We start from the raw sequence: 24809 nt of genomic DNA on the forward strand, positions 1-24809 counted from the left end.
GTCGACCTCAACCTTGGCAAGGTTGCGCTCTACCAACTGAGCTATTCCCGCATTTCTACCGAAGCCTGACATTCTACAACGTCGTTTGCTGCGATGGGATGAATTGTAGCGTAGTTCTTGGAGGGTTCAGGAAAAACGCTACATTTTTTCATCTTCAGTGCTTGACGGCTGGCTCCACAGGCTTGGATTCCGCTGGCGGCGGCGCTGCGGCCTCCTCCTCAGACAAGGGCTCGGGCACGCGCTCCAGCGCCACCTTGAGGACCTGGTCGATCCACTTGACGGGGATGATTTCCAGGCCGCTCTTGACGTTGTCGGGGATCTCCTGGAGATCCTTGACGTTCTCTTCGGGGATCAGCACCGTCTTGATGCCGCCACGCAGGGCCGCCAGCAGCTTTTCCTTGAGGCCGCCGATGGCGGTGACCTCACCGCGCAGCGTGATCTCGCCAGTCATGGCGACATCGGCACGCACCGGGATACCGGTCAACGCAGAGACGAAGGCCGTCGTCATGGCCGCACCCGCGCTGGGGCCGTCCTTGGGCGTGGCGCCATCGGGCACGTGCACGTGGATGTCCTTCTTCTCGAAGGCCTCGTCCTTGATGCCGAGCATGCGCGAGCGGCTGCGCACCACGGTGCGGGCGGCTTCCACGGATTCCTTCATCACGTCGCCCAGCGAGCCGGTGCGCGAGATCACACCCTTGCCGGGCATGATGGCGGCCTCGATGGTCAGCAGATCGCCACCGACCTCGGTCCATGCCAGGCCCACGACCTGGCCGACCTGGTTGTTGTGCTCGGCACGGCCGTAGCTGTACTTGCGCACACCCAGGTAGTCGGTGAGGTTGTCGGCATTGACGACAACGGTGGGCTCCAGCTTCTTGAGCTGCAGTCCCTTGACCACCTTGCGGCAGATCTTGGAGAGTTCGCGTTCCAGCGAGCGCACGCCGGCTTCACGCGTGTAGTAGCGCACGATGTCGCGGATGGCGGACTCGTCGACCTGCATTTCGCCGTCCTTCACACCGTTGTTGGTGAGTTGCTTGGGCAGCAGGTAGCGGATGGCGATGTTGACCTTTTCGTCCTCGGTGTAACCCGACAGGCGGATCACTTCCATGCGGTCCAGCAGCGCGGGCGGGATGTTCATGGAGTTGGAGGTCGCCACGAACATCACGTCGCTGAGGTCGAAGTCCACCTCGACGTAGTGATCGCCGAAGGTGTGGTTCTGCTCGGGGTCCAGCACTTCCAGCAGGGCGCTCGACGGGTCGCCACGGAAGTCCATTCCGAGCTTGTCGATTTCGTCCAGCAGGAACAGCGGGTTGCGCGTGCCGACCTTGTCCAGGCTTTGCAGCACCTTGCCCGGCATAGCGCCGATGTAGGTGCGGCGGTGGCCGCGGATTTCCGCCTCGTCACGCATGCCGCCCAGCGCCATGCGCACGTACTTGCGGCCCGTGGCCTTTGCGATGGACTGGCCCAGCGAGGTCTTGCCCACGCCCGGAGGTCCGACCAGGCACAGGATGGGCGCCTTGACCTTGTCCACGCGCTGCTGCACAGCAAGATACTCAAGGATGCGGTCCTTGACCTTTTCGAGGCCGAAGTGGTCGGCATTGAGCACGTCCTCGGCATTGGCCAGGTCGTGCTTGATCTTGGTCTTCTTGCTCCAGGGCAGGCCCGTGAGCACGTCGATGTAGTTGCGCACTACGGTGGCTTCGGCCGACATGGGCGACATGAGCTTGAGCTTCTTGAGCTCGGCCTCGGCCTTCTTGCGCGCCTCGGCGGGCATGCGGGCCAGCTTGATCTTCTTTTCGATCTCTTCGATGTCGGCGCCGTCTTCGCCCTCGCCCAGTTCCTTCTGGATGGCCTTGACCTGCTCGTTCAGATAGAAGTCGCGCTGGTTCTTCTCCATCTGGCGCTTGACGCGGCCGCGGATGCGCTTGTCAACGTTGAGGATGTCGACTTCGCGGTCCAGTTGCTCGAAGAGGTTCTCCAGGCGTTCCTTGATGTCCACCAGGTCGAGCACGGCCTGCTTGTTCTCAAGCTTGAGCGGCAGGTGCGCGGCAATGGTGTCGGCCAGGCGGCCGGCATCGTCGATGCTGGCGATGGAGGTGAGGATCTCGGGCGGGATCTTCTTGTTGAGCTTGACGTACTGGTCAAACTGCTGCGTCACGGCGCGGCGCAGGGCCTCGATCTCGCTGGGCTTGTGCGTTTCGGCCTCGGGCGCCACGGGCACGACGGAGCCCACGAAGTGGGTCTCTTCGTCCATGACCTGCTTGACCAGCGCGCGCTGCTGGCCTTCGACCAGCACCTTGACCGTGCCGTCGGGCAGCTTGAGCATCTGCAGGATGGTGGACACGCAGCCGACATCGAACATGTCAGCGGCCGTGGGCTCGTCCTTGGAGGCGGTCTTCTGGGCCACCAGCATGATGCGGCGGTCGCCCTCCATGGCCAGCTCCAGCGCCTTGATGCTCTTGGCGCGTCCCACGAACAGCGGGATCACCATGTGGGGGAACACGACCACGTCACGCAGCGGCAGCAGCGCCAGGTCTAGGGGGGTGGAAGGCAAAGGGGTATGTCCTGACATGGGAATCCTCGGTTTGTCAGCGGAAGATGGTCCGCACACCGGTGTATTTCAACCCTGCGGCCCGAAAGGATTTCGGGCCGCAGGGACTTGCGCTGCCGGACCTTTGCAGGCGGCGGCGCATCAGGCCTTCTTGGCCGCTTCGCGGTAAACCAGCAGCGGCGCCTTTCCGTCTTCGATGGTGGACTCGTCCACCACTACCTTTTCGACATTGTCGGCATTGGGCAGCTCGTACATGGTGCCGATCAGCGATTGCTCCAGGATGGAGCGCAGGCCACGGGCACCCGTCTTGCGCGCCAGCGCCTTGCGGGCAATGGCCTTGAGCGCGGCAGGCCGGATCTCCAGCTCCACGCCCTCCATGGCCAGCAGCTTGCTGTACTGCTTGACCAGGGCGTTCTTGGGCTCGGTCAGGATCTGCACCAGGGCGTCTTCGCCCAGTTCGGCCAGGGCCGTGACCACGGGCATGCGGCCGACCAGCTCGGGGATGATGCCGAACTTGATCAGGTCTTCAGGCTCGATCTCCTGGAACACTTCCGAGATGGAGCGCTGCTTCTTGCTCTTGACCGTGGCGCCAAAGCCGATGCCGGACGCCTCGGTGCGGTTTTCGATGACCTTCTCCAGGCCCGCGAACGCGCCGCCGCAGATGAACAGGATGTTGGTCGTGTCGATCTGCAGGAAGTCCTGGTTCGGATGCTTGCGGCCGCCTTGCGGGGGAACGCTGGCCATGGTGCCTTCGATGAGCTTGAGCAGGGCCTGCTGCACGCCCTCGCCAGACACGTCGCGCGTGATGCTGGGGTTGTCGGACTTGCGCGAGATCTTGTCGATCTCGTCGATGTAGACGATGCCGCGCTGTGCACGCTCAACGTCGTACTCGCAGCTTTGCAGCAGCTTCTGGATGATGTTCTCGACGTCCTCGCCCACGTAGCCGGCTTCGGTCAGCGTGGTGGCATCGGCCATGACGAAGGGCACGTTGAGCATGCGCGCCAGCGTCTGCGCCAGCAGCGTCTTGCCGGAGCCCGTGGGACCGATGAGCAGGATGTTGCTCTTGGCCAGCTCAATCTCGTCCTTGCCAGCCTTGTCCTTGTGACGCAGGCGCTTGTAGTGGTTGTAGACGGCAACGGCCAGCGTGCGCTTGGGCAGGTCCTGGCCGATCACGTAGTTGTCGAGGTTGGCCTTGATTTCGGCGGGCGTGGGCAGGTCGCCTCGGCCGTCCTTGGCCTCGGTGCTGGGCTGCTCGTCGCGGATGATCTCGTTGCAGAGATCGATGCACTCGTCGCAGATAAAGACTGACGGACCCGCGATCAGCTTCTTGACCTCATGCTGGCTCTTGCCGCAGAAGGTGCAATAAAGGTTTTTTTCGCTGGAGGAGCCTTTTTTCTCGGCCATGGGGTCGGTGCCTTGTTACAGAAATATGGAAAAGGATGATAACCAAATGGAAAGCGGCGTTTTCCGTAGGGGGAAAACGCCGCCCATTCTCATGCAGCCTCCGGACTTCAGGAGCGCTTGTTGATCACCTGATCGACCAGGCCGTAGTCCTTGGCTTCCTCGGCGGACAGGAAGTAGTCGCGCTCGGTGTCGTGCTGGATCTTTTCCAGCGGCTGGCCCGTGCGCTCGGCCAGGATCTTGTTCAGGCGCTCGCGGGTCTTGAGGATCTCGCGGGCGTGGATTTCGATCTCGGTGGCCTGGCCCTGCATGCCGCCCAGCGGCTGGTGGATCATGACCTGGGAGTTGGGCAGCGCAAAGCGCTTGCCCTTGGTGCCAGCGGCCAGCAGGAAGGCGCCCATGCTGGCTGCGATGCCGGTGCACAGCGTGGACACATCGGGCTTGATGAAGTTCATCGTGTCGAAGATGGCCAGGCCGGCGCTCACGGAGCCGCCGGGGCTGTTGATGTAGAACGAAATGTCCTTGTCGGGGTTTTCGCTTTCAAGGAACAGCAGCTGGGCCACGACGAGGTTGGCCGTCTGGTCATTGACAGGGCCCACCAGGAAGATCACCCGGTCCTTGAGCAGGCGCGAGTAGATGTCGTACGACCGCTCTCCGCGGCCGGACTGTTCGATGACCATTGGGATCATGCCCAAACCCTGAGTTTCCAATGCGCTCATGTTTTCTCCAGTACTAGGGGGCTACTTTAGCCGTATCCGGAAAGAAAATGGGGCTTGTGCGCCAAAGCACAAGCCCCGCAGATGCCAACCCGCCCGCCGATCTCACGAAGCGGCAGGCAGGCGGTGCTCAAACCCTCAGGCCTGGCCCATCAGTTCGTCGAAGGACACGGCCTTGTCGGAGACCTTGGCCTTGCCCAGCACGAACTCGGTCACGTTGTTTTCGATGACAACGGCTTCGACTTCAGCCAGGCGTTGGCGGTCGCCGAAGTACCAGCGTGCCACGTCTTCGGGCTTTTCGTAGCTGGCGGCCAGCTCTTCCACGTGGGCCTTGATCTGGTCGGGCGTGGCGTGCAGCTCGTTGGCGCGCACCAGCTCGGCCACCACCAGGCCCAGGCGCACGCGGCGCTCGGCTTGGGGCAGGAACACGTCCTCAGGGATCTCGGCCTTCTCGGCGTCCTTGATGCCGCGCTGCTGCAGCTCGGCGCGGGCGCCTTCCAGCAGACGTGCGACTTCAGCCTGCACCGAAGCCTTGGGCAGTTCCAGCTCGGCCTTGGACACCAGGGCGTCCATCACGGCCTGCTTGTTGCGGCCCTGGACGCGGAACTTGACTTCACGCTCCAGGTTCTTCTTGATGTCGGCGCGCAGGCCTTCGACCGTGCCTTCAGCCACGCCCAGTGCCTTGGCAAAGGCCTCGTCCACCTCGGGCAGGTTGGCGGCTTCGATCTTCTTGACCGTCACCAGGAAATCGGCGGTCTTGCCGGCCACGTCCTTGCCGTGGTAGTCGGCGGGGAATGCCAGCGGGAAGGTCTTGGACTCGCCAGCCTTCATGCCGCGCACTGCGTCTTCGAATTCCTTGAGCATCTGGCCTTCGCCGACCAGGAACTGGAAGTCTTCAGCCTTGCCGCCGGAGAAGGTCTCCCCGTCGATCTTGCCTTCGAAGTCCACGGTCACGCGGTCGCCGTCCACGGCCACATCGGCCTGGGCGCGCTGCGCGAAGGTGCGGCGCTGCTTGCGCAGGATGTCCACGGTCTTGTCGATGGCGGCGTCGTCCACTTCGGCGGTCAGCTTCTCGACTTCGGCCGAGGTCAGGTCGCCAATCTTGACCTCAGGCATCACTTCGAAGATGGCTTCAAACTGGGCCTCGCCCTCGGGAGCGCCTTCCTTTTCGGAGATGCGGGGCTGGCCAGCCACGCGCAGCTTGGCTTCGTTGACGGCCTGTGCAAAAGCCTCGCCAACCTTGTCGTTGAGCACTTCGTACTGCACCGAGTAGCCATAACGCTGGGCCACCACGCTCATCGGCACCTTGCCGGGACGGAAGCCGTCCATCTTCACGGTGCGCGCCACTTGCTTGAGGCGGTTCTCGACTTCGCTCTGGATGGAGTTCAGGGGCAGGCTCAGCGTGATCTTGCGCTCGAGCTTTTCAAGGGTTTCAACAGTAACGGCCATGTTTGTTCCTATGAGGGATTGGACCGTGCCGGCTGCTGTACAGCCCGCACCGTATTGCGCAAAAGTCACGGTGCGACGCGAGCCAAGCCAGTCGGCCGCGCGGCACCTCAGATTTCAAGGGCTTACATCACATGCACCTGGCCGCTGGGGACCGCACATGGTTCGCTCAACCCGTGATGTAAGCGAAGCCGGACATTATAAACGAGGCGGTTTTGCCTTCGAGACGCGCGCTCTTGCAGGGGAATCCCGCAATCCGCCTGGCCAATGCGCCTCCTCTACAGGAAGCGGGCTTGAGCAGTGTTCGCCGCAGTTGAGCGGCGTTGGTGCGTGGTGCGCGGGGGGCGGGTCGTCATTCATTCAAAAACAATCACTTGCATTCACTGCGCGGGATCCGTGCGGGCCAGCAAAAGGCTTTCGAGGCCGCCCGGCACACGCCAACCCAACATGCGCGCAGCCCGACCAAAGGCCCTGCCAGTCATCGCCAATCAGCAGATGAAAAAGGGTCACATCAAATTGAAACATCTGGTCATTCGACCTATACTGTATGTGCATACAGTAGAAAGAAGACGCGATGCAGCACCAGATTGAGACGGTCAGGGACGATGTGGAAAGCGCCAGCGAGCAAGTGGCCGCCATCTGCGAGCTGCTGGCTGCAGCCCGGGGCACGGCCGTGCACGCCTCGGCCATTACCGCATTGCTGCTGCCCGTGTCACGCAAGCTCAGCGCGGCGGCGGGTGACCTGTCCGACCATCTGCATCGCAGCCAGGTAGTTGGCAGCAAGCGCTGCTAGACCCTCTCACCCGCACCATGACAAGACCCCGCCCTGCGGGGTCTTGTCATTTCTGCGTTCGGCACGGCCGCTGGCGTGCCCGCAGCGCGCACAGGCTGCAGCGATTGCCGGGCCTGCTCCCGTCGGCAAACATGGCATTCATACCCGGCCCGCGCGCCGGACCCGGCATACCGCCTGCCCGATGCCACCGCGATCCGGTGGCCTGAGGCGTTCCCGGCATCCGCAGCCACACGCATGGCGGGTGCACCAGGAACAGGTCCGCGCGGGCCGGCCCACGAGGAGCTTCAGTGAGTCTTGCCATTCCCTTTCCCGCGCCGGATCAGGCGATACCGCCACCGGCCCGTGCCGCCGCTCCCGCCGACCCTGCACACAGGGAGCGCGCCTGATGCTGGCCATTGCTCGTGAATACGAAACGCTGGACGAGCTGTGCATGCGCCAGCTGGGCGCCACGCGCGGCGTGGTGGAAGCCACGCTGGAGCGCAACCCGGGCCTGTCGGCCCACGGTCCCCATCTGCCCGCCGGCCTGGCCGTCGAGCTGACCGAACCCGCCCAGGCGCCCAGCCTGCCCCTGATCAGTTTCTGGGATTGACATGGACCGAGAAACCATCGTCAAGACCGCCGCCCTGGAAGGCGCCAAGGCCGCGCCTCCCGTCACCGTCGTGGCCGCTAACGTGGCCAATGGCTGGACCATGACCCATACCGCCACCGCGCTGACCATCGTCTACGTGCTGCTGCAGGCCGTGTATCTGCTGTGGCGCTGGCGCAATGAGCGCGAGGATCGGCGCGCGCGCCAGGCCGAGGACGCCGCGCGCAGGAAGGCGTCTTCGACCGCCACAGACACCGGAGCGGCGCCATGAGCACGGCCCGCATGCCAGCGGCAGGCCTGGGCGTTGGCGCGGCCATCGTTGCTGCCTGGATTGCCGCAGAAGGCTTCAGTGCGGCGCCCATCATTCCCGTGCAGGGCGATGTGCCCACCATCGGCCACGGCGCCACGCGCTACGAGGACGGCACGCGCGTGACCCTGGCCGACCCGCCCATCACCCGCGAACGGGCGCGCGAACTGGCCATCAACCTGCTGGAGCAGCAGTACGGCGCCTGCGTGCGTGATTCGCTGGGCGACACGCGGGTGCACCCGGCCGAGTTCGCCCAGGCGGTGGACTTCGCAGGCCAGTACGGCTGCGGGGCCTGGCGCGGCTCCTCAATGCTGGCCAGGACACGGGCTGGCGACTACGCTGGCGCCTGCCAGTTCTACCTGGCTTGGCGATTCATGACCAGCACTCAGCCTTTGCAGGGCTTCAGCGCCTATCGATGGGATGGCGCAGGCCGGCCCACGCGCTGGCGCTTTGACTGCTCGGCACCAGGCAACAAGGTGTGCCGTGGCGTGTGGACACGCCAGCAGGCACGCCACGCGGCCTGCATGGAGGCCCAGCCTTGATGGAGCGCCTGCAAACCCATGCCTGGCAGCTGCTGGCCCTGCTGCTGGCGGCACTGCTGGTCTGGCAGTCGCTGGCGCGGCTGGGTGCCGAGCGCGATGCGGCGCAGGCACGCACCGATCTGGCGAACGACCGCCAGGCCGCTGCCACCGCCGCGCTGCACGCATCCGAACGCTATCGACAACGGGAAGGAGCCTACCGTGAACGCCTCGACTTTCTTGCACGCGACACGGACCTGGCCCTGGCGCGCGCTGCGGCGGATGCCGATGCTGCCCGCGCTGCTGCTGGCCGGCTGCGCGGCGACCTCGCCGACTACATCACCGCCCACCGTGCCGCCGCCCAGGCTCGCGCCGCTGCCGGACAGTGCGCGCCAGACACCGCAGCCCTCGATCTGCTCGCCGAGCTGCAGCGCCGCGCTGACGAGCGAGCGGGAGCGCTGGCGCGCATTGCTGACGACGCCCGCCACCGAGGCAGCGCCTGCGAGCGCGCCTACGACGCCGGGCTCGCCCTGACCAGCGCCCTGACCAGCACCATGACCCAGGACCCACGCCATGCTCAAGCCCGCTAGCCTGCGCGACGCGCTCGTCGCTGCCCTGCCCCAGCTGCAACAGTCGCCGGGGAACATCCGTTTCACCATCCAGAGGGGCCGTGTGGTCAACACGGGCACGCCGTCCCTTTCCTGGGAATACCGCTACACGCTGAGCCTGGTGATTGCGGACTTCACCGGCAGCATCGATGCCGTGACCGTGCCGCTGCTGGTCTGGGCGCGGCGCCACCAGCCCGACCTGTTCGACCATGCCGAAAGGCGCGAGCAGGCGATCCGCTTCGACATTGCGCCTCCTTCCACGGACCCTTCAGCCGCCTCGCAGCCGCAGCAGCTCGCGATCGAGATCGACCTGGTGGAGGCCGTGCTGGCGCGCCCGCGCGAGGGCAGCCCCGGTGCCTTCGACCTGCTCTACAAGCCCGAGCCGCCAGGCCAGCTCGACATTGCGCAGCGCCAGTTGTGGGAGCTGTTCCTGTTCGGCGAGAAGGTGGCCGAGTGGAACTACGACCCGCGCTGAGGCGTGGCCCTGCTCCATGCCGGGCCGCATGCCGGGCTGCATGTGGCAACGTGCGTCACGCCCGGCACACGGCGACACGCAAGGGCCCGGCCGGCACCATGAACGCCATGGATTCGCCCGTCGCACAAACCGAGAGCCCGTACGAGATCATCCGCCGCCTGGAGGGGCTGATCCGCACGGGCACCATCGCCGCAGTCCGCCATGCGCGCCCTGCGCGCTGCCGCGTCAAGACTGGCAACCTGACCACCAACTGGATTCCGTGGCTGGCCATGCGCGCCGCGGGCGAGAACGCCAGCGTCTGGTGGCCGCCTGCGGTGGGCGAGCAGTGCGTGCTGCTGTCGCCCGGCGGCGACCTGCTGGGCGCCGTGGCGCTGACCGGCATCTACAGCAGTGCCGCAGCCCAGCCCAGCGACCGCGAAGGGGTGTGCCACACGCAGTGGAGCCCCACCGATTTCATGGAGCACGACAGCACCACGGGCCGTCTCAACATCAACGTGGCCCATGGCATCACGCTGCGCGTGGGCAACTCGGTGATCAGCATCGACGAGCAAGGCATCAGCCTGCAGGCCGGTGGCGGTTCGGCCACCGTCAATGCGCAAGGCCTGGCCGGCGCGCCCGATGTGACCACCGGCCCCATCAGCCTGCTGCGCCATCGCCATGGTGGCGTCAGGGCGGGCGACGCCATCACGCAGGGGCCGCTATGAACCGCCACACAGGCCGCCGCATCGAGGGCATGGAGCATCTGCGCCAGAGCGTGGCCGACATCCTGTCCACGCCCATCGGCTCACGCGTGATGCGCCGCGACTATGGATCGCTGGTCCCGGCGCTGCTGGACCAGCCCGACAACAACGCCACCCAGGCGCGCCTGCGCGCCGCCGTGGCCAGCGCGCTGATGCGCTGGGAGCCGCGCATCCGCCTGACGCGCATCGTGATCGAGCGCGATCCGACCGCACCCGGGCGCGCCGACCTGACGCTGATCGGCACCTTCAACAACACGCGCCGCCCGGCCCCGCTGAGCCTGCAGATGCCCATCGCCCGCACTCTCCCATGAAGCAAGACATGACCCCTGCACTGGACGCCCTGCCGCCGCCCGGCGTCGTCGAGACGCTGGATTTCGAGCGCATCCTCGACGCCCACCGCGCCGATCTGCTGGCGCGCCACCCGGAGGCCGCCGAAGTCCTGGCGCTGGAGAGCGAGCCGCTCAACAAGCTGCTGGAGGCGCACGCCTACCGCGAGCTGCTGTATCGGGCGCGCGTCAATGATGCCGCGCGTGCGCACCTGATTGCGTTCGCCCAGGGCTCGGACCTGGACCACAAGGGCGCCTTCTATGACGTGGCCCGAATGCCCGGGGAAAGCGACGAACGCTACCGCCAGCGCATCCTGCTGCGCGTGCGCGCGCTGGCCGGCAGCGGAACGGCAGAGCACTACGAGCACCTGGCCATGACGGCCAGCGCCAATGTGCACAGCGCCATCGCCACGCAACCCCAGCCCGGCCGCGTGAGCGTGCAGCTGTGGCTGGTCGAGCCCGCACAGGCCGAAGAGACGCTGGCCATCGTGCTGTCGGCCCTCAATGCGCCAGGCGCACGGCCGCTGGGCGTACCCGTGTCGGTATCGCTGGCGCGCCCGCACCCCATCGACATCACGGCGCACCTGCTGCGCGAGCCCGGTGCGCCCGTGGACATCGTGGCGCGCCTGCAGGCCGGCCTGGCCGCCCAGATCGCGGCCTACGCGCTGCTGGGCCGCGATGTGCCGCGCTCGTGGATCACCACGCGCCTGCATGTGGACGGCATTGCCCGCGTCACCTACCCCGACGCCCAGGCCCCGGCCGAGCTCACGCCGCTGGCCGCAGACGAATACCCGGTGCTGGGCCGCGTGCAGCTGGTGGACGAGGGCCTGCAGGCATGAGCACCGCCGCCATCGTCCCGACGGCGCCCCGCCGCCACGTGCTGCCGCCCAACGCCACGGCGCTGGAGAAGGCCGTGGACCAGGTCGTCCCGAATTGGGATGGCCTGGCCGGCGCCTTTCCCGCGCCGGCCCATGGCGAGCCTGCGGCCTTTCTGCCCTGGCTGGCGGCCGAATGGGGCATTGCCCAGTTCGACCGCTACTTCGAAGACGTACCCGCACTCATCGCCAACGGCCTGCCCTGGCTGCGCGAGCGCGGCACGGCCGCGTCCATGCAGCGCGCGCTGGGCTGGCTGGGCTATGACACCCTGGTCCTGCGCATCGAGGAAGACGGCTACCTGCTGCACCTGGACCCGGGCCGCCTGGTGTCCGATGCCGACCTCCTGCACATCGCCCGCGTGGTGCATGCCAGCATCCCGCTGCATGTGAGTTTCTACCGCGTCTATCACGGCGACGATGTGCGCGCGCTGCGCTATGACGGCTCGCGCTATGACGGCGCCCTGTGGGACAACGACAGCGGCGGCTGGGTGGAGCTGGACGGCGAGGACCCCGTGAAAGTCAGCCAGGCCGAGCGCCACACCACCGTCAGCCCGGCGCCGCTGCTGTCCGCCGTGCTGCTCATGGCCCTGGGCCTGCGCCACACCGCCGTGACCTCGGCCGACGCGCTCACCTACGACGCCTGGGCCTATGACAGCGAAGTCATGCGCGACGTGTCCATGGGCAGCGCGGGCATCACCACCACCGAGGTGCCGCAGTACCAGCGCCTCCTGCCCACCGTCATGGCAGCTGATGGCCACCTGTCCGTCAGCGCCTGGCCAGCGCCAGAGCCTATTGCATTCGGCGGCGGCCGTGCCTTCGCGCAGGCCCCCATTCCCCTGGACAACACGCGCACCTGGCGCGGCGCCTGGGACTCCGCAACCTGGGCCATCGTGTGCCCGACCATCACCACAAGACTGGACTGACCAATGGCAGCAGAACTGCAAGAAGAGGGCCGCATCGTGCTGGCCCAGGCCGTAGCGGCCATGACCATCCACATTGCCTACGGCCGGGGCCGGCCCGAGTGGGACGGCCAGGGCACGCCGCCTGCCGGCAGCGGCCAGACCGCACTGGTCGATGAAATCGGCCGCCGCCTGGTCACGGAAAAGCTGTTCGTGGTGCGCGACCCTGCCGGCACCATCGAGGCCCCGGGGGGCGACCGCTACAGCGTCAGCGCCGCGCCCACGCGCCTGCTGCTGATCCGCACCACCTTTGCCTATGGCGAGGCCGTGGGCCAACCCATCCGCGAGATGGCCGTGGTCATGGGCACCGTGGTGGACCCCGCCGTGCCTGCGGGCCAGTACTACGTGGAGCCCGGCCAGATCATCCAGCCCGGCAAGCTCTACACGCTGGAGCGGCGCAATGCCGTGGTGCGCCCCGCGAACAAGCGCGACGTGGAAGAAATCATCCTGCCCTTCTGACCAGGCCCGCCATGACCGTCTACACCCGATTCGACCCCACCAAGCGCTACAGCAAAATGCTGGTGCACCACGACCGCGTGGTGCAGTCCGCCGAAGCCAACGACCTGCAGGCCATGCAGGAGCACCGCCTGCGCGGCCTGATGCGCGTGCTGTTCAAGAGCGGCGACATCATCAGCGGCGCCATGTGCGTAACCGACATTGCCGCCAAGCTGGCCAAGATCGAGGCCGGGCGCCTGTACATCGACGCCGCCGTGCACGAAATCGAGGCCGCGCAGTTGGCCATCGCCACCGAGGGCACCGTCTATATCGGCGCCTACCTGCAGCGCGATGTCATCACTCATCTGGAAGACCCCAGCCTGAAAAACCCCGCCGTGGGCACGCGCGGCTGGGACGAACCCGGCGCCGACCGCGAGCGCATCACCTTGGTTTGGGGCGTGAAGGATGACGGCACGCGCGGCGAATTCGTGCCCGTCTGGATGATCGAGGACGGCAACGTGCGGCCAAAGGAGCCGCCGCCCAACATTGATGCCGTCACCCAGGCCCTGGCCCGGTATGACGTGGAATCCACGGGCAGCAACTACGTCTCCAGCGGCCTGCAGCTGGTCCTGGGCGATGACCTGGCCGGCGGCGAGCAGGTCTACACCCTCAAGGCGGGCGCTGCGCGCATCAACGGCCTGGCCCTGCGCCTGGGCGCCGACCGGCGCATCGTCTACGCGGCCCAGCCCGATGTGCAGTGGATCGACAGCGAGCCCCACGCCAGCCTCACCGAAGCGCTGCAGACCATCACCCTGGACCGCTGGCCCGCCGTGGGCGCCGTGCAGGCGCGCATCACCGTGCGCCGCAATGTCAACGTGGTGCACGGCGGTTTCATCGGTGCGGCCGACCCGCTGCCCGACAACTCCGTGATCGAGGTGGAGGAAGTCAAGCAGGGCGCCACCGTCTACGCCCAGGGCACCAGCTGGCAGCTGGTGGCCGGGCAGATCGACTGGAGCCCGGCCGGCCCCGAGCCCGCGCCGGGCACCACCTACCAGGTGCGCTACAAGTGCAACATCGTGGCCGAGGTCAAGAACCAGACCGAGCGCAGTTTTCAGGTGCAGGGCGCCCTGCCCGGCACCCAGGTACTGGCCTCGTACAACTTCGCGCTGCGCCGCTATGACCGCCTCATTCTGAATGCGGACGGCGTGCCGCAGTGGGTCACTGGCGTGTCTTCGGCCTTCAATCCCTTGAAGCCCCGCACGCCGGCCGGATGCCTGAGCATCGCCACCGTCTACCAGCCCTGGACCGATGAGCGCCGCGTCATCGACGAGCGCGTGCAGATGGTGTCCATGGAGTCCCAGAATCGCGCCATCGAGCGCATGAACGGCTTCGAGGTGGCACTGGCCACCATGAGCCTGGCCGTGGACGTGTCCGGCCGCTGGTCCGGCGTGCAAAAGGGCCGCTTTGCCGACCCCATGCTGAACAACAGCATGCGCGACATGGGCACGGCCCAGACCGGCGCCATTGCGAACGGCGCGCTGCAGCTGCCCATCAGCATCACCGCCTATCCGCTGGGCGTGGACATCACCCAGCGCACTACCGTGCAGGCGGCCACCGTGGCCGCCATCAGCCAGCCGCTACGCAGCGGTGCCATGAAGGTCAATCCCTATGACGCCTTCGGCATCGCTCCCAGCCTGGTGGAGCTGATGCCCTCCGTGGACCGCTGGACCGAAACCACGGCCGCTTACATCTCGCCCACCGAGGAAAAGTTCTATACCACCATAGGCGGTGGTGCCCTGCAGCGCGAGAAGGGCCGCGAAATCGTGGAAGTCGTGACTGGCGAAACCAGCCACGCCCTGGAATTCCTGCGCACCATCCCCGTGGAGTTCGTCTGCCACTTCGGCCCCGGCGAGACGCTGCAGAGCGTGAAATTCGCGGGCCTGGACGTGGCCGCCACGCCACTGGCCGGTGGCACCCTGGTGGCCGACGCCGCTGGCCTGCTGCGCGGCAAGTTCACCGTGCCCGCCAACCTGCCGGCCGGCACCAAGGATGTGGAATTCAAGGGCACGGGCGGCAGCTACGGCACCACGCAATTCACGGGGGAAGGCACCCTCATCGAAAAGCAGCTGCAGCAGGTCACGCGCATATGGATCGAGAAATACGACCCCCTGGCGCAGACCTTCACGCTCGCCCAGACCCGCCAGGCCCTGGGCTTCAAGTTCTGGGCCACGGCCGTGGGCGGCCCGCTGCAGGTGCAGCTGCGCGAAGTGGACAACGGTTATCCCACCCAGCGCATCCTGGCCGAATGCCACCTCAAGACCGAGCAGGTCAAAACCGATGGCACGCCCACCATCGCCACCTGGCAGCCCACGCTGCTGGACGCCGGCCGCGAATACTGCGCCGTAGTCCTGGCCAACGACGCCACCAGCGCCCTGGCCGTGGCCGAGCTGGGGCAGTGGGACATCACCGGGCAGCAGTGGATCACCACCCAGCCCTATACCGTGGGCGTGCTGCTGTCCAGCTCCAACGCATCCACCTGGACCGCGCACCAAACCCAGGACCTGGCCTTCGAGCTGCTGGTGGCCGAGTACACGGGCGCCACCAGCGCGCTGGACCTGGGCCATGCAGATGTGGTGGCCGCCTCTGATCTCATGGTCTCCGCCTTTGCGCATGAGCCCGCCGTGGGCGCCGGCTGCACCTTCGAGCTGGAAACCACCGTCGCCGGCAAAACCGTCATCCACAGCGTGGCCCCCGGCCAGGTCAAGCAGCTGAACGAGCGCTACACGGGCCGCGTCAAGGTCCGCGCTCTGCTGCACTGCACGCGCGAACTGGCCGCCGCGCTGGAGCCCGGCGTCACCCTGCTGGCCGGCAGCCTGCAGGCCAATGGCGACTATGTGGGCGCCTGGGTCAACGCAGACGCCACGCGGGCCAGCTCGCTGCGCGTGGTGCTCAACGCCACCCTGCCAGGTGGTAGCGGCGTGCTGGTGCAGTACCAGACCGAGGGCAGCAACACCTGGGCCGATGTGCCCTACAAATCCACCAGCCACCCCACGGCCGGCGCGCTGGAGAACACCTACCAGAAGGACGGCATCCAAAGCGCCCGCGTGCGTGTGCGCCTGGCCATCACGGGCGACCTCAACGCGCGCCCCACCGTCACCGACCTGCGGGCCGTGGTGCTGGAGTCCTGACCATGGCAGAGCAACAGACCCCAGGCTACGGCCTGCCCCTGCCGGCGCCAGACAACCAGCTGGAGCAGGACGTGCTGCGCCTCGTCGCTGCCTTCCAGCAGCTGGACGGCGAGCTGCAGCGCATCGACCAAGCCGTGGAAGCCCGCGCCCTTGCCAGCCAGGTGCAGACCAGCCTGCAGGCCCTGCAGCAAAGCATCAACGGCCTGACCACGGGCAAGGTGGCCAGCATCAACGGCCAGACCGGCGTGGCCGTCACCCTCAAGCCCGAGCACCTGGCGCTGGGGCCGGCCAACGGTCCCACGCAGGCCACCATCACCTATGACGGCGCCGGCCGCGTCTCCAGCATCGTGGAGACACGCGACGGCCAGCCCGCCACCACCACCATGGCCTACAACGGCGACGGCACCGTGGCCCGCGTCACCACCATTTACAAGGGCCGCACCCGCACTGAAACCTATGCCTATGCGGGCGGCAAAGTCAGCGGCATCACCGCAACGGAGGTACAGGCATGAGCAGCCTAGATCCGATCATCAGCGCCGACCTGGTGCGAGCACGGGCCGAAGTGGCCGCCCTCACGGCCGACCTGTCGGGTGCACGCAGCGAAATCACATGGATAGGCAACGTTCTGAACGCCACGCGCAGCGAGCTGGCGGCGGCGCGCAATGAAATCGCAGCCGGTACGGCCAGCAGCCCTATCAAAAGCGTGCAACGGGGGGTGATCGTCATCAGCAACCTATCCGTCACAAATACCGTCAACGTTGGATGGGTCAACTTGAACAAGTGCGTATTGCGCAACCTGGGCTGGATCGGATACCTGGCTCAAAACGGAATTTCGGCAAGCAACCCGGTCATGCTTCAGATGCTGAACAACTCACAGATTCAAGCGGAAATCACAATGACCTATGGCACCACCGGCATCTACAACGGCAAAGTGTCCTGGGAATTGGTGGAGTACAAGTAATGCCTTTCTACGCACAGATCAACGCGTATGGCGTGGCCATCGCCGTGACCGAATCGCACGCTGCCATAGGCGGCGACAACATCGTGGAGCTGCCCAAGTACAACCCCGACATTCTGGGCATGCGCTGGACCGGCACCCATTGGGAAGCAGTGCCACGCGAGCCCGAACCGGTGCAGCGCCGCATCACGCCCCTGGCCTTTCGCCGCCGCTTCAGCGCTGCCGAGCGTGCCGCCATCGAATGGGCCGCCGTGGACCGCGCCGATGCGGGACAGCAGGAGCGCATGCAGGCCGCCCAGCTGCGCAGCAACCTGAAAGACCAGGAACTGGCCAGTTTCATCGACCTGGACGACCCCGATGTGGCGGCCGGCGTGCAGTTGCTGGAGGATGTGGGCCTGATCGCTGACGGCCGCGCGCTGCAGATCACGGACACGCCGCCGCGCCCCGACGAGCTGCCGGCCTGACCTGGCCGAGCCACCCGCCAAGCCCGCCACCTGGCGGGCTTTTTCTTTCAGGACCTTTCCTGCGCCTCGTCGGAAACGGGCAGACGTGCCAACCCGGCCCACAGCCGGGATCGCTGGTGCCGCAGGTGCTCGCCGACGAACATCGAGGCACCGGGGGCATGCGCCAGCGTCGCGACACCTGGCCACCCGGCCAATTTGCCCAGGGCCATCCTGCCAGTATGAACAGCAACATCATCGCCAACCTGCAAGACCGCATCCCGGCAGTGCCCGGCTCTGGCCATCGCACGCGCAGGACCGGCACGCCGCTGCGGCTTTCGCTGGCGGGGACACGCCTGCCAGCGGCCGCGTCGCGCAGGGTGCCCCCCCACGCCCTTCGCCGCCGCTTCACCGTGGTCGAGCGCACGGCGCTGGAGTGGGCCGTGGTGGACCGCGCCGAGGCGGGCGAGGCCGACCGGCTCAACGCGGCCACGCTGCGCTCGCTGCTCAAGGACATCGAGCAGGCGCGGCAACTCGATCTCGACGACCCCGAACTGGCCGACAGCCTGCGCCAGTTCGAGGCCTTCGGACTCATCGCCGCGGGGCGTGCCCAGGAAATCCTGGACGGCCCCGTACAAGCCCACGAACAGCCGTGACCACCCCTTTTTGACGACAGCCCCACGGCCCAACCACCCCCCAACCCGGAGAACACCATGGCGACAGCCCCGTTCCATCATGGCATTCGCGTCACGGAAGTGAGCGAAGGCATCAATTCCATCCGCATCGTGTCCACGGCCGTCATCGGCCTTGTGGCCACGGCCAGCGACGCCGATGCGGCCACTTTCCCGCTGAACCGTCCGGTGCTGGTCACCAAGGTCGATGCGGCCATCGGCAAGGCCGGCACCAAGGGCACGCTGGCCCAGGCGCTGAACGCCATCAAGGAGCAGTGCCGCCCGGTGCTGGTCGTGGTTCGCGTGGCTGATGGCGAAGGCGCCACCGAGGCCGAGCGCCGCACCGACCAGGACGCCAAGGTCATCGGCACCACCGCCGGCAACCAGTACACGGGCCTGCAGGCGCTGCTGGCGGCCCAGGCACAGCTCGGCGTCAAGCCGCGCATTCTGGGCGCGCCGGGCCTGGACAGCCAGGCCGTGACCGACGCGCTGGCATCCGTGGCCATCAAGCTGCGCGGCTTTGCGTATGCGGCGGCCATCGGCAACGATGTGGCCGAGGCCCAGGCCTACCGCGAGCACTTCGGCCAGCGCGAGCTGATGCTGCTGTGGCCCGGCTTCAAGGCGCTGGACCTTTCCACCGCCGCCGTGCAGGACGCCTCGCCCGTGGCCTACGCCCTGGGCCTGCGCGCACGCATCGACCAGGAGCAGGGCTGGCACAAGACGCTGTCCAACGTGCCGCTGTCCGGCGTGCTGGGCATCTCGCGCGATGTGCACTGGGACCTGCAAAGCCCCGATACCGAGGCCGGCATCCTCAACCAGGCCGGCATCACCACGCTGATCCAGAGCCAGGGCCACCGCTTCTGGGGCTCCCGCACCTGCACGGACAGCGAGCTGTTCCGCTTCGAGTCCAGCGTGCGCACCGCGCAGGTGCTGGCCGACACCATGGCCGAGGCGCATTTCTGGGCCGTGGACAAGCCCATGCACCCCAGCCTGGTCAAGGACATCCTGGAAGGCATCAACACCAAGTTCCGCGAGTTGAAGGCCCTGGGCTACATCCTGGACGGCAAGGCCTGGTACGACGAAACGGTCAACGAGACCGCCACGCTCAAGGCCGGCAAGCTGGTGCTGGACTACGACTACACGCCCGTGCCTCCGCTGGAGGACCTGGGCTTTCGCCAGCGCATCACCGATCGCTACTTCGCCGACTTCGCCCTGCGCGTGGGCACCGGCCAGTAAGCGGCGGCCGCACCCGACACACCCAATACACCGAACACACCGGAAACACAGGAGAAAAGCACCATGGGACTGCCCCGCTCTCTCAAGAATTTCGCCACCTTCGTGGATGGCAACTCGTATATCGGCGACATGCCCGAAGTGGGCTTGCCCAAGCTCACCCGCAAGATGGAGAAGTACCGCGCCGGCGGCATGAACGGCGAGGTCAGCCTGGACTTCGGCATGGAGGCCATCGAGGCCGACCTGACCGCTGCCGGCTACATGAAGGAATTGATCTCCACCTGGGGCACGCTGCGCCACGACGGCGTGCTGCTGCGCTTCGCCGGCGCCCTGCAGGGCGATGACAGCGAAGGCGTGGACTCGCTGGAAGTGGTCATGCGTGGCCGCTTCTCGGAGTTCGACCCCGGCAAGGCCAAGGCCGGCGACAAGACCGAGATCAAGTACAAGCTGGCCGTCAGCTACTACCGCCTGTCCATCAACGGCCAGGTGCTGATCGAGATCGATCCGGTCAACTTCGTCGAGGTCGTCAACGGCATCGACCGCCTGGCCCAGGTCCGCGCCGCGCTGGGCATCTGAGCCTGGCTCACCTGACCTGACCGGGCCCCACCGGGCCTCACTGGGCCTCACTGGGCCAGTTGGCCCGGTCCTCTTCTTTTCTTCACCCGAACGCTGACACACCATGGACACCACCAAGCCCCAGGAAGACCTCCAGAACCAGGCTGCCGCCAATGCGGCCGCCCTCGCATCGGGCGATGCGCGCGAGATCACGCTCGACGTGCCGCTCAAGCGCCCCGGCGGCGACCTGGCCCGGGTGCTGGTGCGCCGCCCCAATGCCGGCGCGCTGCGCGGCCTGTCGCTGGTCGAGCTGCTGCACATGAACGTGACCGCGCTGCAGACCCTGCTGCCGCGCGTGACCGAGCCCATGCTGCACAAGGCCGAGGTGCTGCAGCTGGATCCCGCCGACCTGGTGACCCTGGGTACGGAGGTGGCCTCTTTTTTGGTGCCGAAGGCGCAGAGGGAGCAATTCCCGAGCGCGTAGAGGACGCCATGGCCGACCTGGCCATGGTCTTCCACTGGCGGCCGGCGGACATGGAGGACATGTCGCTGGCCGAACTCGGCCAATGGCATGAACGGGCGCGCGAGCGCTACGAAAGCCAGGACTGAGCCAGGACTGAGCACCACCTCCACTCCATCGCCCGCCTCTCGCCCCTCTCTTGCACGCCCCTTGCCCATGACCTCCACCCAACGCCAACACCGCACCGGCCAGGGAGCCCTCCATGGCCGTTGACACCCTGCGCCTGGACGAGGTGCTCAAGCAGGCCGAGCGCGTGCACCAGCCCCTGGCGCTGCTGGGCAGAACCAGCAGCAACACGGCCCGGGAACTCAAGGAAACGGTCGACCAGTTGAAGAAGCTGCAGCAGCAGCAAGCCCAGCTGGGCGACTACCGCGCGCTGCGCAGCGGCCTGGCAGATACCACGGCGCGGCTGCGCGGCGCGCGCCAGCAGATGGCCCAGCTGCGGCTGGAATCGGGCGCGGGCGAGCAGCCCTCGCGCGCCATGTTGCGCGCGCTGCGTTCGGCCCAGGTCGAGGAGGAGCGCCTGGCGCTGCTGCGCGCCACGCAGCGATCGCGCCTGATGGACATGCGCGAAGGCCTGCGCGGCGCGGGCGTGGACACGGGCAACCTGTCGGCGCACGAGCGCAAGCTGCACAACGACATCCGCGCCACCACGGCCCAGATGGAAAAGCAGCGCAAGGTGGTGGCACCGGCCGCCCAGCGGCTGGAGAGAATCGACGCCCTGCGCGAGCAGAGCAAGACCCTGGCCGATCGCGGCCAGGCGCTGCGCGAGACGGGCGGAAAGATGCTGGCGCCCGTGCGCGCCGTGAGCCAGGCCTTCATGACCGACGACCAGGCCGCCGCACAGCTGCGCGCCACCATGGCGGGCAGCAACGGCAAGCCGGGCGCCGACTACCAGCAGGTGCTGGACTTGGCCAAGAGCCTGGGCACCGACATGCCCGGCAGCACGGCCGACTACATCGCGATGATGAACCAGCTGCAGCGCCAGGGCGTGTCCTCGCAGGATGTGCTGGGCGGCGTGGCCCGGGAGGCGGCCAACCTGGGCGCGGTGCTGAACATGCCCGCCAAGGAGGCCGGCGAGTTTGCGGCGCAGTTGCAGCAGGCCACCCGCGCAAGCGCGGGCGACATGGCCGCACTGGCCGACACGGTGCAGCGCACCTCCCACCTGGGACTGGACCCCACAGGCATGGTCAAGGGCCTGGACGCCATCGGCAAGGCCCTGCCGCAGCTGGGACAGCAGGGCGCAAGGTCGGGACAGATGTTCGCGCCGCTGCTGCTCATGCTCAACGACGCCAGCATCAGCGGCGAGGCCGCCGGCAAGGCCGTCAGCAACCTGGTCAAGAACTCCATGGACCCGGCCAAACTGGGCCAGGTCAACAAGATGCTCGCGAGCCAGGGTGTGTCGCTGGACTTCAAGGACGCCAGCGGCCAGTTCGGCGGCACCGAGCAGATGATGGCCCAGCTGCAAAAGCTGCAGAGCCTGGGCAGCGACAAGCTGCGCGCCGCTGCGCTGGACAAGCTGGCCGGCGGCGATGCGCAGACGCGCAAGGCCCTGGAGGCGTTGCTCCAGCAGGGCCCGGGCGGCTACCAGCAGATCGCCTCCCAGCTCAAGTCACAGGCGGATCTGGATGGGCGCGTGGCCATCCTGAAGGACTCGGTCTCGGCCCAATACGAGTCCGTCAAGGACAGCTACAACGGCCTGTTGAGCGACATGGGCTCGACCATCGAGTCCGACCTCAAGGCCGTGCTGGGCACGCTGCGCGAGATGACCGAAGGCATGCGTGCCTGGGTCAAGGAGCATCCCCAGATCGTGCAGTGGACGCTGCGCATCGTGGCCGTGCTGGGCCTGCTGATCGCAGGCGTCGGCGTGGTGAGCAGCGTGCTGTTCGGCCTGCTGGCGCCGCTGCTGCTCACGCGCACCGTGTTCGGCCTGCTGGGCGCGGCCATGGGCGCAGGCAGCGGTGCGTTGGGCGTGCTCAGGCGCGGCCTGGCGGCCGTGGTCCTGTCGCTGGGCATGATGGGCGGTGGCGGCAGTGCCATGGGCCTGTTGGCCGGCGGCTTGCGCATGGCCAGCAACGCTGCGGGCGTGCTCCGGCGCGGCGTGGGCGCCGTGGTCCTGTCCCTGTCCATGATGAGCGGCGGTGGCGGAGCCATGGGTCTGCTGTCGGGAGGCTTGCGCATGGCCAGCAACGCTGCGGGCGTGCTCAGGCGCGGGCTGGGCGCCGTGGTCCTGTCGTTGGCCATGATGGGTCGCGGCGCTGCCATGGGCAGCATAGGCACCGCCCTGGCCGGCGCGGGCCGCGCTGCAGGCCGCATCTTCGGCGGCGGTGCAGGTGCAGCCAAAGGCGTGGCCGGCAAGGGGCGTGCGGGCGCCGTCATGGGCCTGCTGGGCGCCGGCCTGGGTGCCGCAGGTGCCGTCGGCGGTGGCCTGGGCGGTAGTCTGGGTGGTGCAGCCGCATCGCTGATGGGCCTGGTGCGCATGACACCCATGGGCCGGCTCGCAGGTGGCCTGATGGGCGCGGGCGGCTCGATCATGCAGAACTGGGACGGCCTGTCCACCGCCTTCAAGGCCGGCGACTGGAAGGGCGTCGGCGGCACGCTGCTGGAGGCCGGCAAGGCCGGCCTCGATGGCGCCACGGGCGGGTTGTTCGGCGTGGTCTCTGACCTGGCCGGCAAGGGCATCAGCGGCCTGGCCTCGTCGGTGGGCTCGTGGTTCAAGTCCGGCGATGCATCAGCACCCGACCAGGGCCGCGCCGGCGCACTGCGCCAGGGTGTCGCTGCTGCAGCCACGGCGGCCACACTGGCCACGGGCGCCATGCCGGCCATGGCCGACACGGGCGCCGTGCGCATCGACAGCCGCCCGCCGCTGGCCAGCGCCGCTGCACCCGCGCCGGCACCGGCCCCGGTGGCCGGCGCCACCATCCATATCACCGTCAACGCTGCGCCCGGCCAGGATGCGCAGGCCATTGCCCGCGCCGTGGCCGCCGAGCTGGACCGCCGCGACATGGCCAAGCGATCCAGCGTGCTGTCGCAGCTGTCGGACATCGACTGAGGAGCATGAGCATGCTGATCACACTGGGCCAGTTTGCCTTCGGCATCGACACACTGGCATTCGACAAGCTGGTGCGCAGCAGCACCTGGCGCCACCCGAGCAACAGCCGCGTGGGCGCGCGCCCCGCCCGCCAGTCGCTGGGCCCAGGCGATGAGACGCTGGGCCTGACCGGCGTGCTCGCACCCGAGTTCCGGGGCACGGCCAAGTCGCTGGACGACCTGCGCGAAATGGCCGACCAGGGCAAGGCATGGGCCCTGGTGGGCGGCGAAAGCATCCTGGGCGCCTGGGTCATCGAGAGCCTGCAGCAGACCGGCACGCACTACACACCGGGCGGCAAGCCGCGCCGCATCGAGTTCGATCTCAAGCTGGCCCGCGTGGACGACCACCTGGCCGAAGGCGGCGGCGGCGTCGATCCCTGGCCCGATGAAGACTTCTGGGAATGGTGGATCTGATGGCCACGCAGGAATACTTGCACGCCAAGCCCCAGTACGAAATCGTCCTGGACGGGCGCAACATCACCAGTCAGGTGGACACGCGGCTGATGAACCTGACGCTGTCCGAATCGCGCGGCGAAGAGGCCGACAAGCTGGACATCACGCTGGACGACAGCGATGGGCGCCTGCCCATGCCGGGCAAGGGCTCCAAGATCGCGCTGAAGCTGGGCTGGGCCGGCCACGGCCTGGTCGACAAGGGCACCTACGAGGTGGACGAGGTGGAGCACCAGGGTGCGCCCGACAGGATCGTGGTGCATGCGCGCTCGGCCGAGCTCAAGCGCCAGCTGCGCACGCGCTCCGAGCACAGCTACCACAACAGCACGCTGGGCCAGATCGTGCGCAGCATCGCCCAGCGCAACGGCCTGCAGGTGCGCGTGGACGCGCAGTTCGAGAACCTGCGCGTGGACCACATCGACCAGACCCACGAGAGCGACCTGAACTTCTGCAGCCGCCTGGCGCGCCAGTACGACGCCGTGTGCACGGTCAAGAAGGGCAAGCTGGCCTTCATCGCCATCGACAGCAAGATCACCGCTGCCGGCCAGGCCGTGGAGGCCGCCACGCTCACGCGCGCCGTGGGCGACAGCCACAACTACCACACGGCCGCACGCAACGACTACAGCGGCGTGCGCGCGTACTGGAACGACGCGGATCGTGCCGAAAAACGCAGCGCCACGCAGGGCGCCGAGGACAACGAAAAGCGCCTGAAGGACACCTACGGCAGCGAGGCCGAGGCGCAGGCCGCCGCCAAGGCCGAGATGGGCCGCATCAACCGCGCCAAGGCCACCATGGGCCTGAAGCTGGCGCTGGCGCGGCCCGACCTGATGCCGCAGACGCCGCTGAAGCTGCAGGGGTTCAAGGCGGAGATCGATGACACGCCGTGGCTGGTCGTCAAGATCCAGCACGAGCTGGGCGACGGCGGCTTCACCTCCAAGCTGACGCTGGAAACACGCGCCAAGTGAGCGAGA

The 24809-nt window shown here is 67.4% G+C and carries 27 protein-coding genes; 23 read left to right on the forward strand and 4 right to left on the reverse strand.

What is annotated here, in order from left to right:
• Positions 1-154: 154 nt before the first annotated feature.
• From lon to tig, 4 genes are all read right to left on the reverse strand, one after another.
• On the reverse strand, positions 155-2569 hold the full coding sequence (lon, locus tag IAE24_RS22330) for an endopeptidase La (protein WP_012204531.1): 2415 nt from the start codon (positions 2567-2569) through the stop codon (positions 155-157).
• A gap of 120 nt (positions 2570-2689) precedes the next feature.
• Positions 2690-3952, reverse strand: a complete 1263-nt coding sequence (gene clpX / locus IAE24_RS22335; RefSeq protein WP_012204530.1) for an ATP-dependent Clp protease ATP-binding subunit ClpX — start codon at positions 3950-3952, stop codon at positions 2690-2692.
• Positions 3953-4059: 107 nt separating this feature from the next.
• Entirely contained in the window at positions 4060-4668 is a 609-nt protein-coding gene (gene clpP, locus IAE24_RS22340; protein ID WP_012204529.1) for an ATP-dependent Clp endopeptidase proteolytic subunit ClpP, read from the reverse strand.
• A 135-nt stretch (positions 4669-4803) separates the two neighbouring features.
• Positions 4804-6114 (reverse strand): trigger factor, encoded by a 1311-nt coding sequence (gene tig, locus IAE24_RS22345; protein WP_012204528.1) that lies wholly within the window; start codon positions 6112-6114, stop codon positions 4804-4806.
• 571 nt (positions 6115-6685) lie between these two features.
• On the opposite strand from tig, the gene IAE24_RS22350 reads away from it, so the two are divergent.
• The 23 genes from IAE24_RS22350 to IAE24_RS22460 all read left to right on the forward strand — a co-directional run bounded on the left by IAE24_RS22350 (position 6686) and on the right by IAE24_RS22460 (position 24803).
• Positions 6686-6904, forward strand: coding sequence for a hypothetical protein (locus IAE24_RS22350; protein WP_012204526.1), 219 nt, complete (start codon positions 6686-6688; stop codon positions 6902-6904).
• Positions 6905-7289: 385 nt separating this feature from the next.
• Complete coding sequence (locus IAE24_RS22355; protein ID WP_043824232.1) at positions 7290-7493, forward strand: tail protein X; 204 nt, start codon at positions 7290-7292, stop codon at positions 7491-7493.
• 1 nt (position 7494) lies between these two features.
• Positions 7495-7761: a hypothetical protein gene (locus tag IAE24_RS22360; protein ID WP_016445084.1), complete on the forward strand. Its 267-nt coding sequence runs from the start codon at positions 7495-7497 to the stop codon at positions 7759-7761.
• Entirely contained in the window at positions 7758-8339 is a 582-nt protein-coding gene (locus tag IAE24_RS22365) for a glycoside hydrolase family protein (RefSeq protein ID WP_199961609.1), read from the forward strand. Before IAE24_RS22360 ends, IAE24_RS22365 begins: the two co-directional genes overlap by 4 nt.
• Positions 8339-8905, forward strand: coding sequence for a DUF2514 family protein (locus IAE24_RS22370; protein ID WP_199961608.1), 567 nt, complete (start codon positions 8339-8341; stop codon positions 8903-8905). Before IAE24_RS22365 ends, IAE24_RS22370 begins: the two co-directional genes overlap by 1 nt.
• Positions 8889-9398 carry a phage tail protein gene (locus tag IAE24_RS22375; protein WP_199961607.1) on the forward strand — a complete coding sequence of 170 codons (510 nt, stop codon included), beginning with the start codon at positions 8889-8891 and terminating at the stop codon, positions 9396-9398. Before IAE24_RS22370 ends, IAE24_RS22375 begins: the two co-directional genes overlap by 17 nt.
• Before the next feature lie 107 nt (positions 9399-9505).
• A complete protein-coding gene (locus IAE24_RS22380) occupies positions 9506-10102 on the forward strand; it encodes a phage baseplate assembly protein V (protein WP_233626311.1) in 597 nt (198 codons plus the stop codon).
• Entirely contained in the window at positions 10099-10449 is a 351-nt protein-coding gene (locus IAE24_RS22385; protein ID WP_199961605.1) for a GPW/gp25 family protein, read from the forward strand. Before IAE24_RS22380 ends, IAE24_RS22385 begins: the two co-directional genes overlap by 4 nt.
• Positions 10446-11303 carry a baseplate assembly protein gene (locus tag IAE24_RS22390; RefSeq protein WP_199961604.1) on the forward strand — a complete coding sequence of 286 codons (858 nt, stop codon included), beginning with the start codon at positions 10446-10448 and terminating at the stop codon, positions 11301-11303. The genes IAE24_RS22385 and IAE24_RS22390 overlap by 4 nt, the downstream gene beginning before the upstream one ends.
• Entirely contained in the window at positions 11300-12262 is a 963-nt protein-coding gene (locus tag IAE24_RS22395; RefSeq protein WP_199961603.1) for a phage tail protein, read from the forward strand. The genes IAE24_RS22390 and IAE24_RS22395 overlap by 4 nt, the downstream gene beginning before the upstream one ends.
• Positions 12263-12265: 3 nt before the next feature.
• A complete protein-coding gene (locus IAE24_RS22400) occupies positions 12266-12757 on the forward strand; it encodes a hypothetical protein (protein ID WP_199961602.1) in 492 nt (163 codons plus the stop codon).
• Positions 12758-12768: 11 nt separating this feature from the next.
• Positions 12769-15921, forward strand: coding sequence for a DUF4815 domain-containing protein (locus IAE24_RS22405; protein WP_199961601.1), 3153 nt, complete (start codon positions 12769-12771; stop codon positions 15919-15921).
• A gap of 2 nt (positions 15922-15923) precedes the next feature.
• Positions 15924-16433 (forward strand): hypothetical protein, encoded by a 510-nt coding sequence (locus IAE24_RS22410; RefSeq protein WP_199961600.1) that lies wholly within the window; start codon positions 15924-15926, stop codon positions 16431-16433.
• Positions 16430-16882: a hypothetical protein gene (locus IAE24_RS22415; protein ID WP_199961599.1), complete on the forward strand. Its 453-nt coding sequence runs from the start codon at positions 16430-16432 to the stop codon at positions 16880-16882. The genes IAE24_RS22410 and IAE24_RS22415 overlap by 4 nt, the downstream gene beginning before the upstream one ends.
• Positions 16882-17343 carry a hypothetical protein gene (locus tag IAE24_RS22420; protein ID WP_199961598.1) on the forward strand — a complete coding sequence of 154 codons (462 nt, stop codon included), beginning with the start codon at positions 16882-16884 and terminating at the stop codon, positions 17341-17343. The genes IAE24_RS22415 and IAE24_RS22420 overlap by 1 nt, the downstream gene beginning before the upstream one ends.
• 218 nt (positions 17344-17561) lie before the next feature.
• Positions 17562-17975: a hypothetical protein gene (locus tag IAE24_RS22425; protein ID WP_233626309.1), complete on the forward strand. Its 414-nt coding sequence runs from the start codon at positions 17562-17564 to the stop codon at positions 17973-17975.
• Between the two features lie 57 nt (positions 17976-18032).
• Positions 18033-19226, forward strand: a complete 1194-nt coding sequence (locus IAE24_RS22430; RefSeq protein ID WP_016450710.1) for a phage tail sheath subtilisin-like domain-containing protein — start codon at positions 18033-18035, stop codon at positions 19224-19226.
• A gap of 63 nt (positions 19227-19289) precedes the next feature.
• Positions 19290-19799: a phage major tail tube protein gene (locus IAE24_RS22435; protein WP_012204508.1), complete on the forward strand. Its 510-nt coding sequence runs from the start codon at positions 19290-19292 to the stop codon at positions 19797-19799.
• A gap of 103 nt (positions 19800-19902) precedes the next feature.
• On the forward strand, positions 19903-20262 hold the full coding sequence (locus IAE24_RS22440) for a phage tail assembly protein (RefSeq protein ID WP_012204507.1): 360 nt from the start codon (positions 19903-19905) through the stop codon (positions 20260-20262).
• Positions 20263-20270: 8 nt separating this feature from the next.
• Positions 20271-20387 (forward strand): GpE family phage tail protein, encoded by a 117-nt coding sequence (locus IAE24_RS22445; RefSeq protein WP_012204506.1) that lies wholly within the window; start codon positions 20271-20273, stop codon positions 20385-20387.
• Between the two features lie 113 nt (positions 20388-20500).
• The gene (locus IAE24_RS22450; RefSeq protein ID WP_199961597.1) at positions 20501-23350 is read left to right on the forward strand and encodes a phage tail tape measure protein; all 2850 of its coding nucleotides are present in this window, start codon (positions 20501-20503) and stop codon (positions 23348-23350) included.
• An 11-nt stretch (positions 23351-23361) separates the two neighbouring features.
• The gene (locus IAE24_RS22455; protein ID WP_160856151.1) at positions 23362-23802 is read left to right on the forward strand and encodes a phage tail protein; all 441 of its coding nucleotides are present in this window, start codon (positions 23362-23364) and stop codon (positions 23800-23802) included.
• Complete coding sequence (locus IAE24_RS22460; RefSeq protein ID WP_052155440.1) at positions 23790-24803, forward strand: contractile injection system protein, VgrG/Pvc8 family; 1014 nt, start codon at positions 23790-23792, stop codon at positions 24801-24803. The genes IAE24_RS22455 and IAE24_RS22460 overlap by 13 nt, the downstream gene beginning before the upstream one ends.
• Positions 24804-24809 lie beyond the last annotated feature (6 nt).

Origin of the sequence: Delftia sp. S65 (assembly GCF_016516495.1) — a bacterium.
GTDB lineage: Bacteria > Pseudomonadota > Gammaproteobacteria > Burkholderiales > Burkholderiaceae_C > Comamonas > Comamonas acidovorans.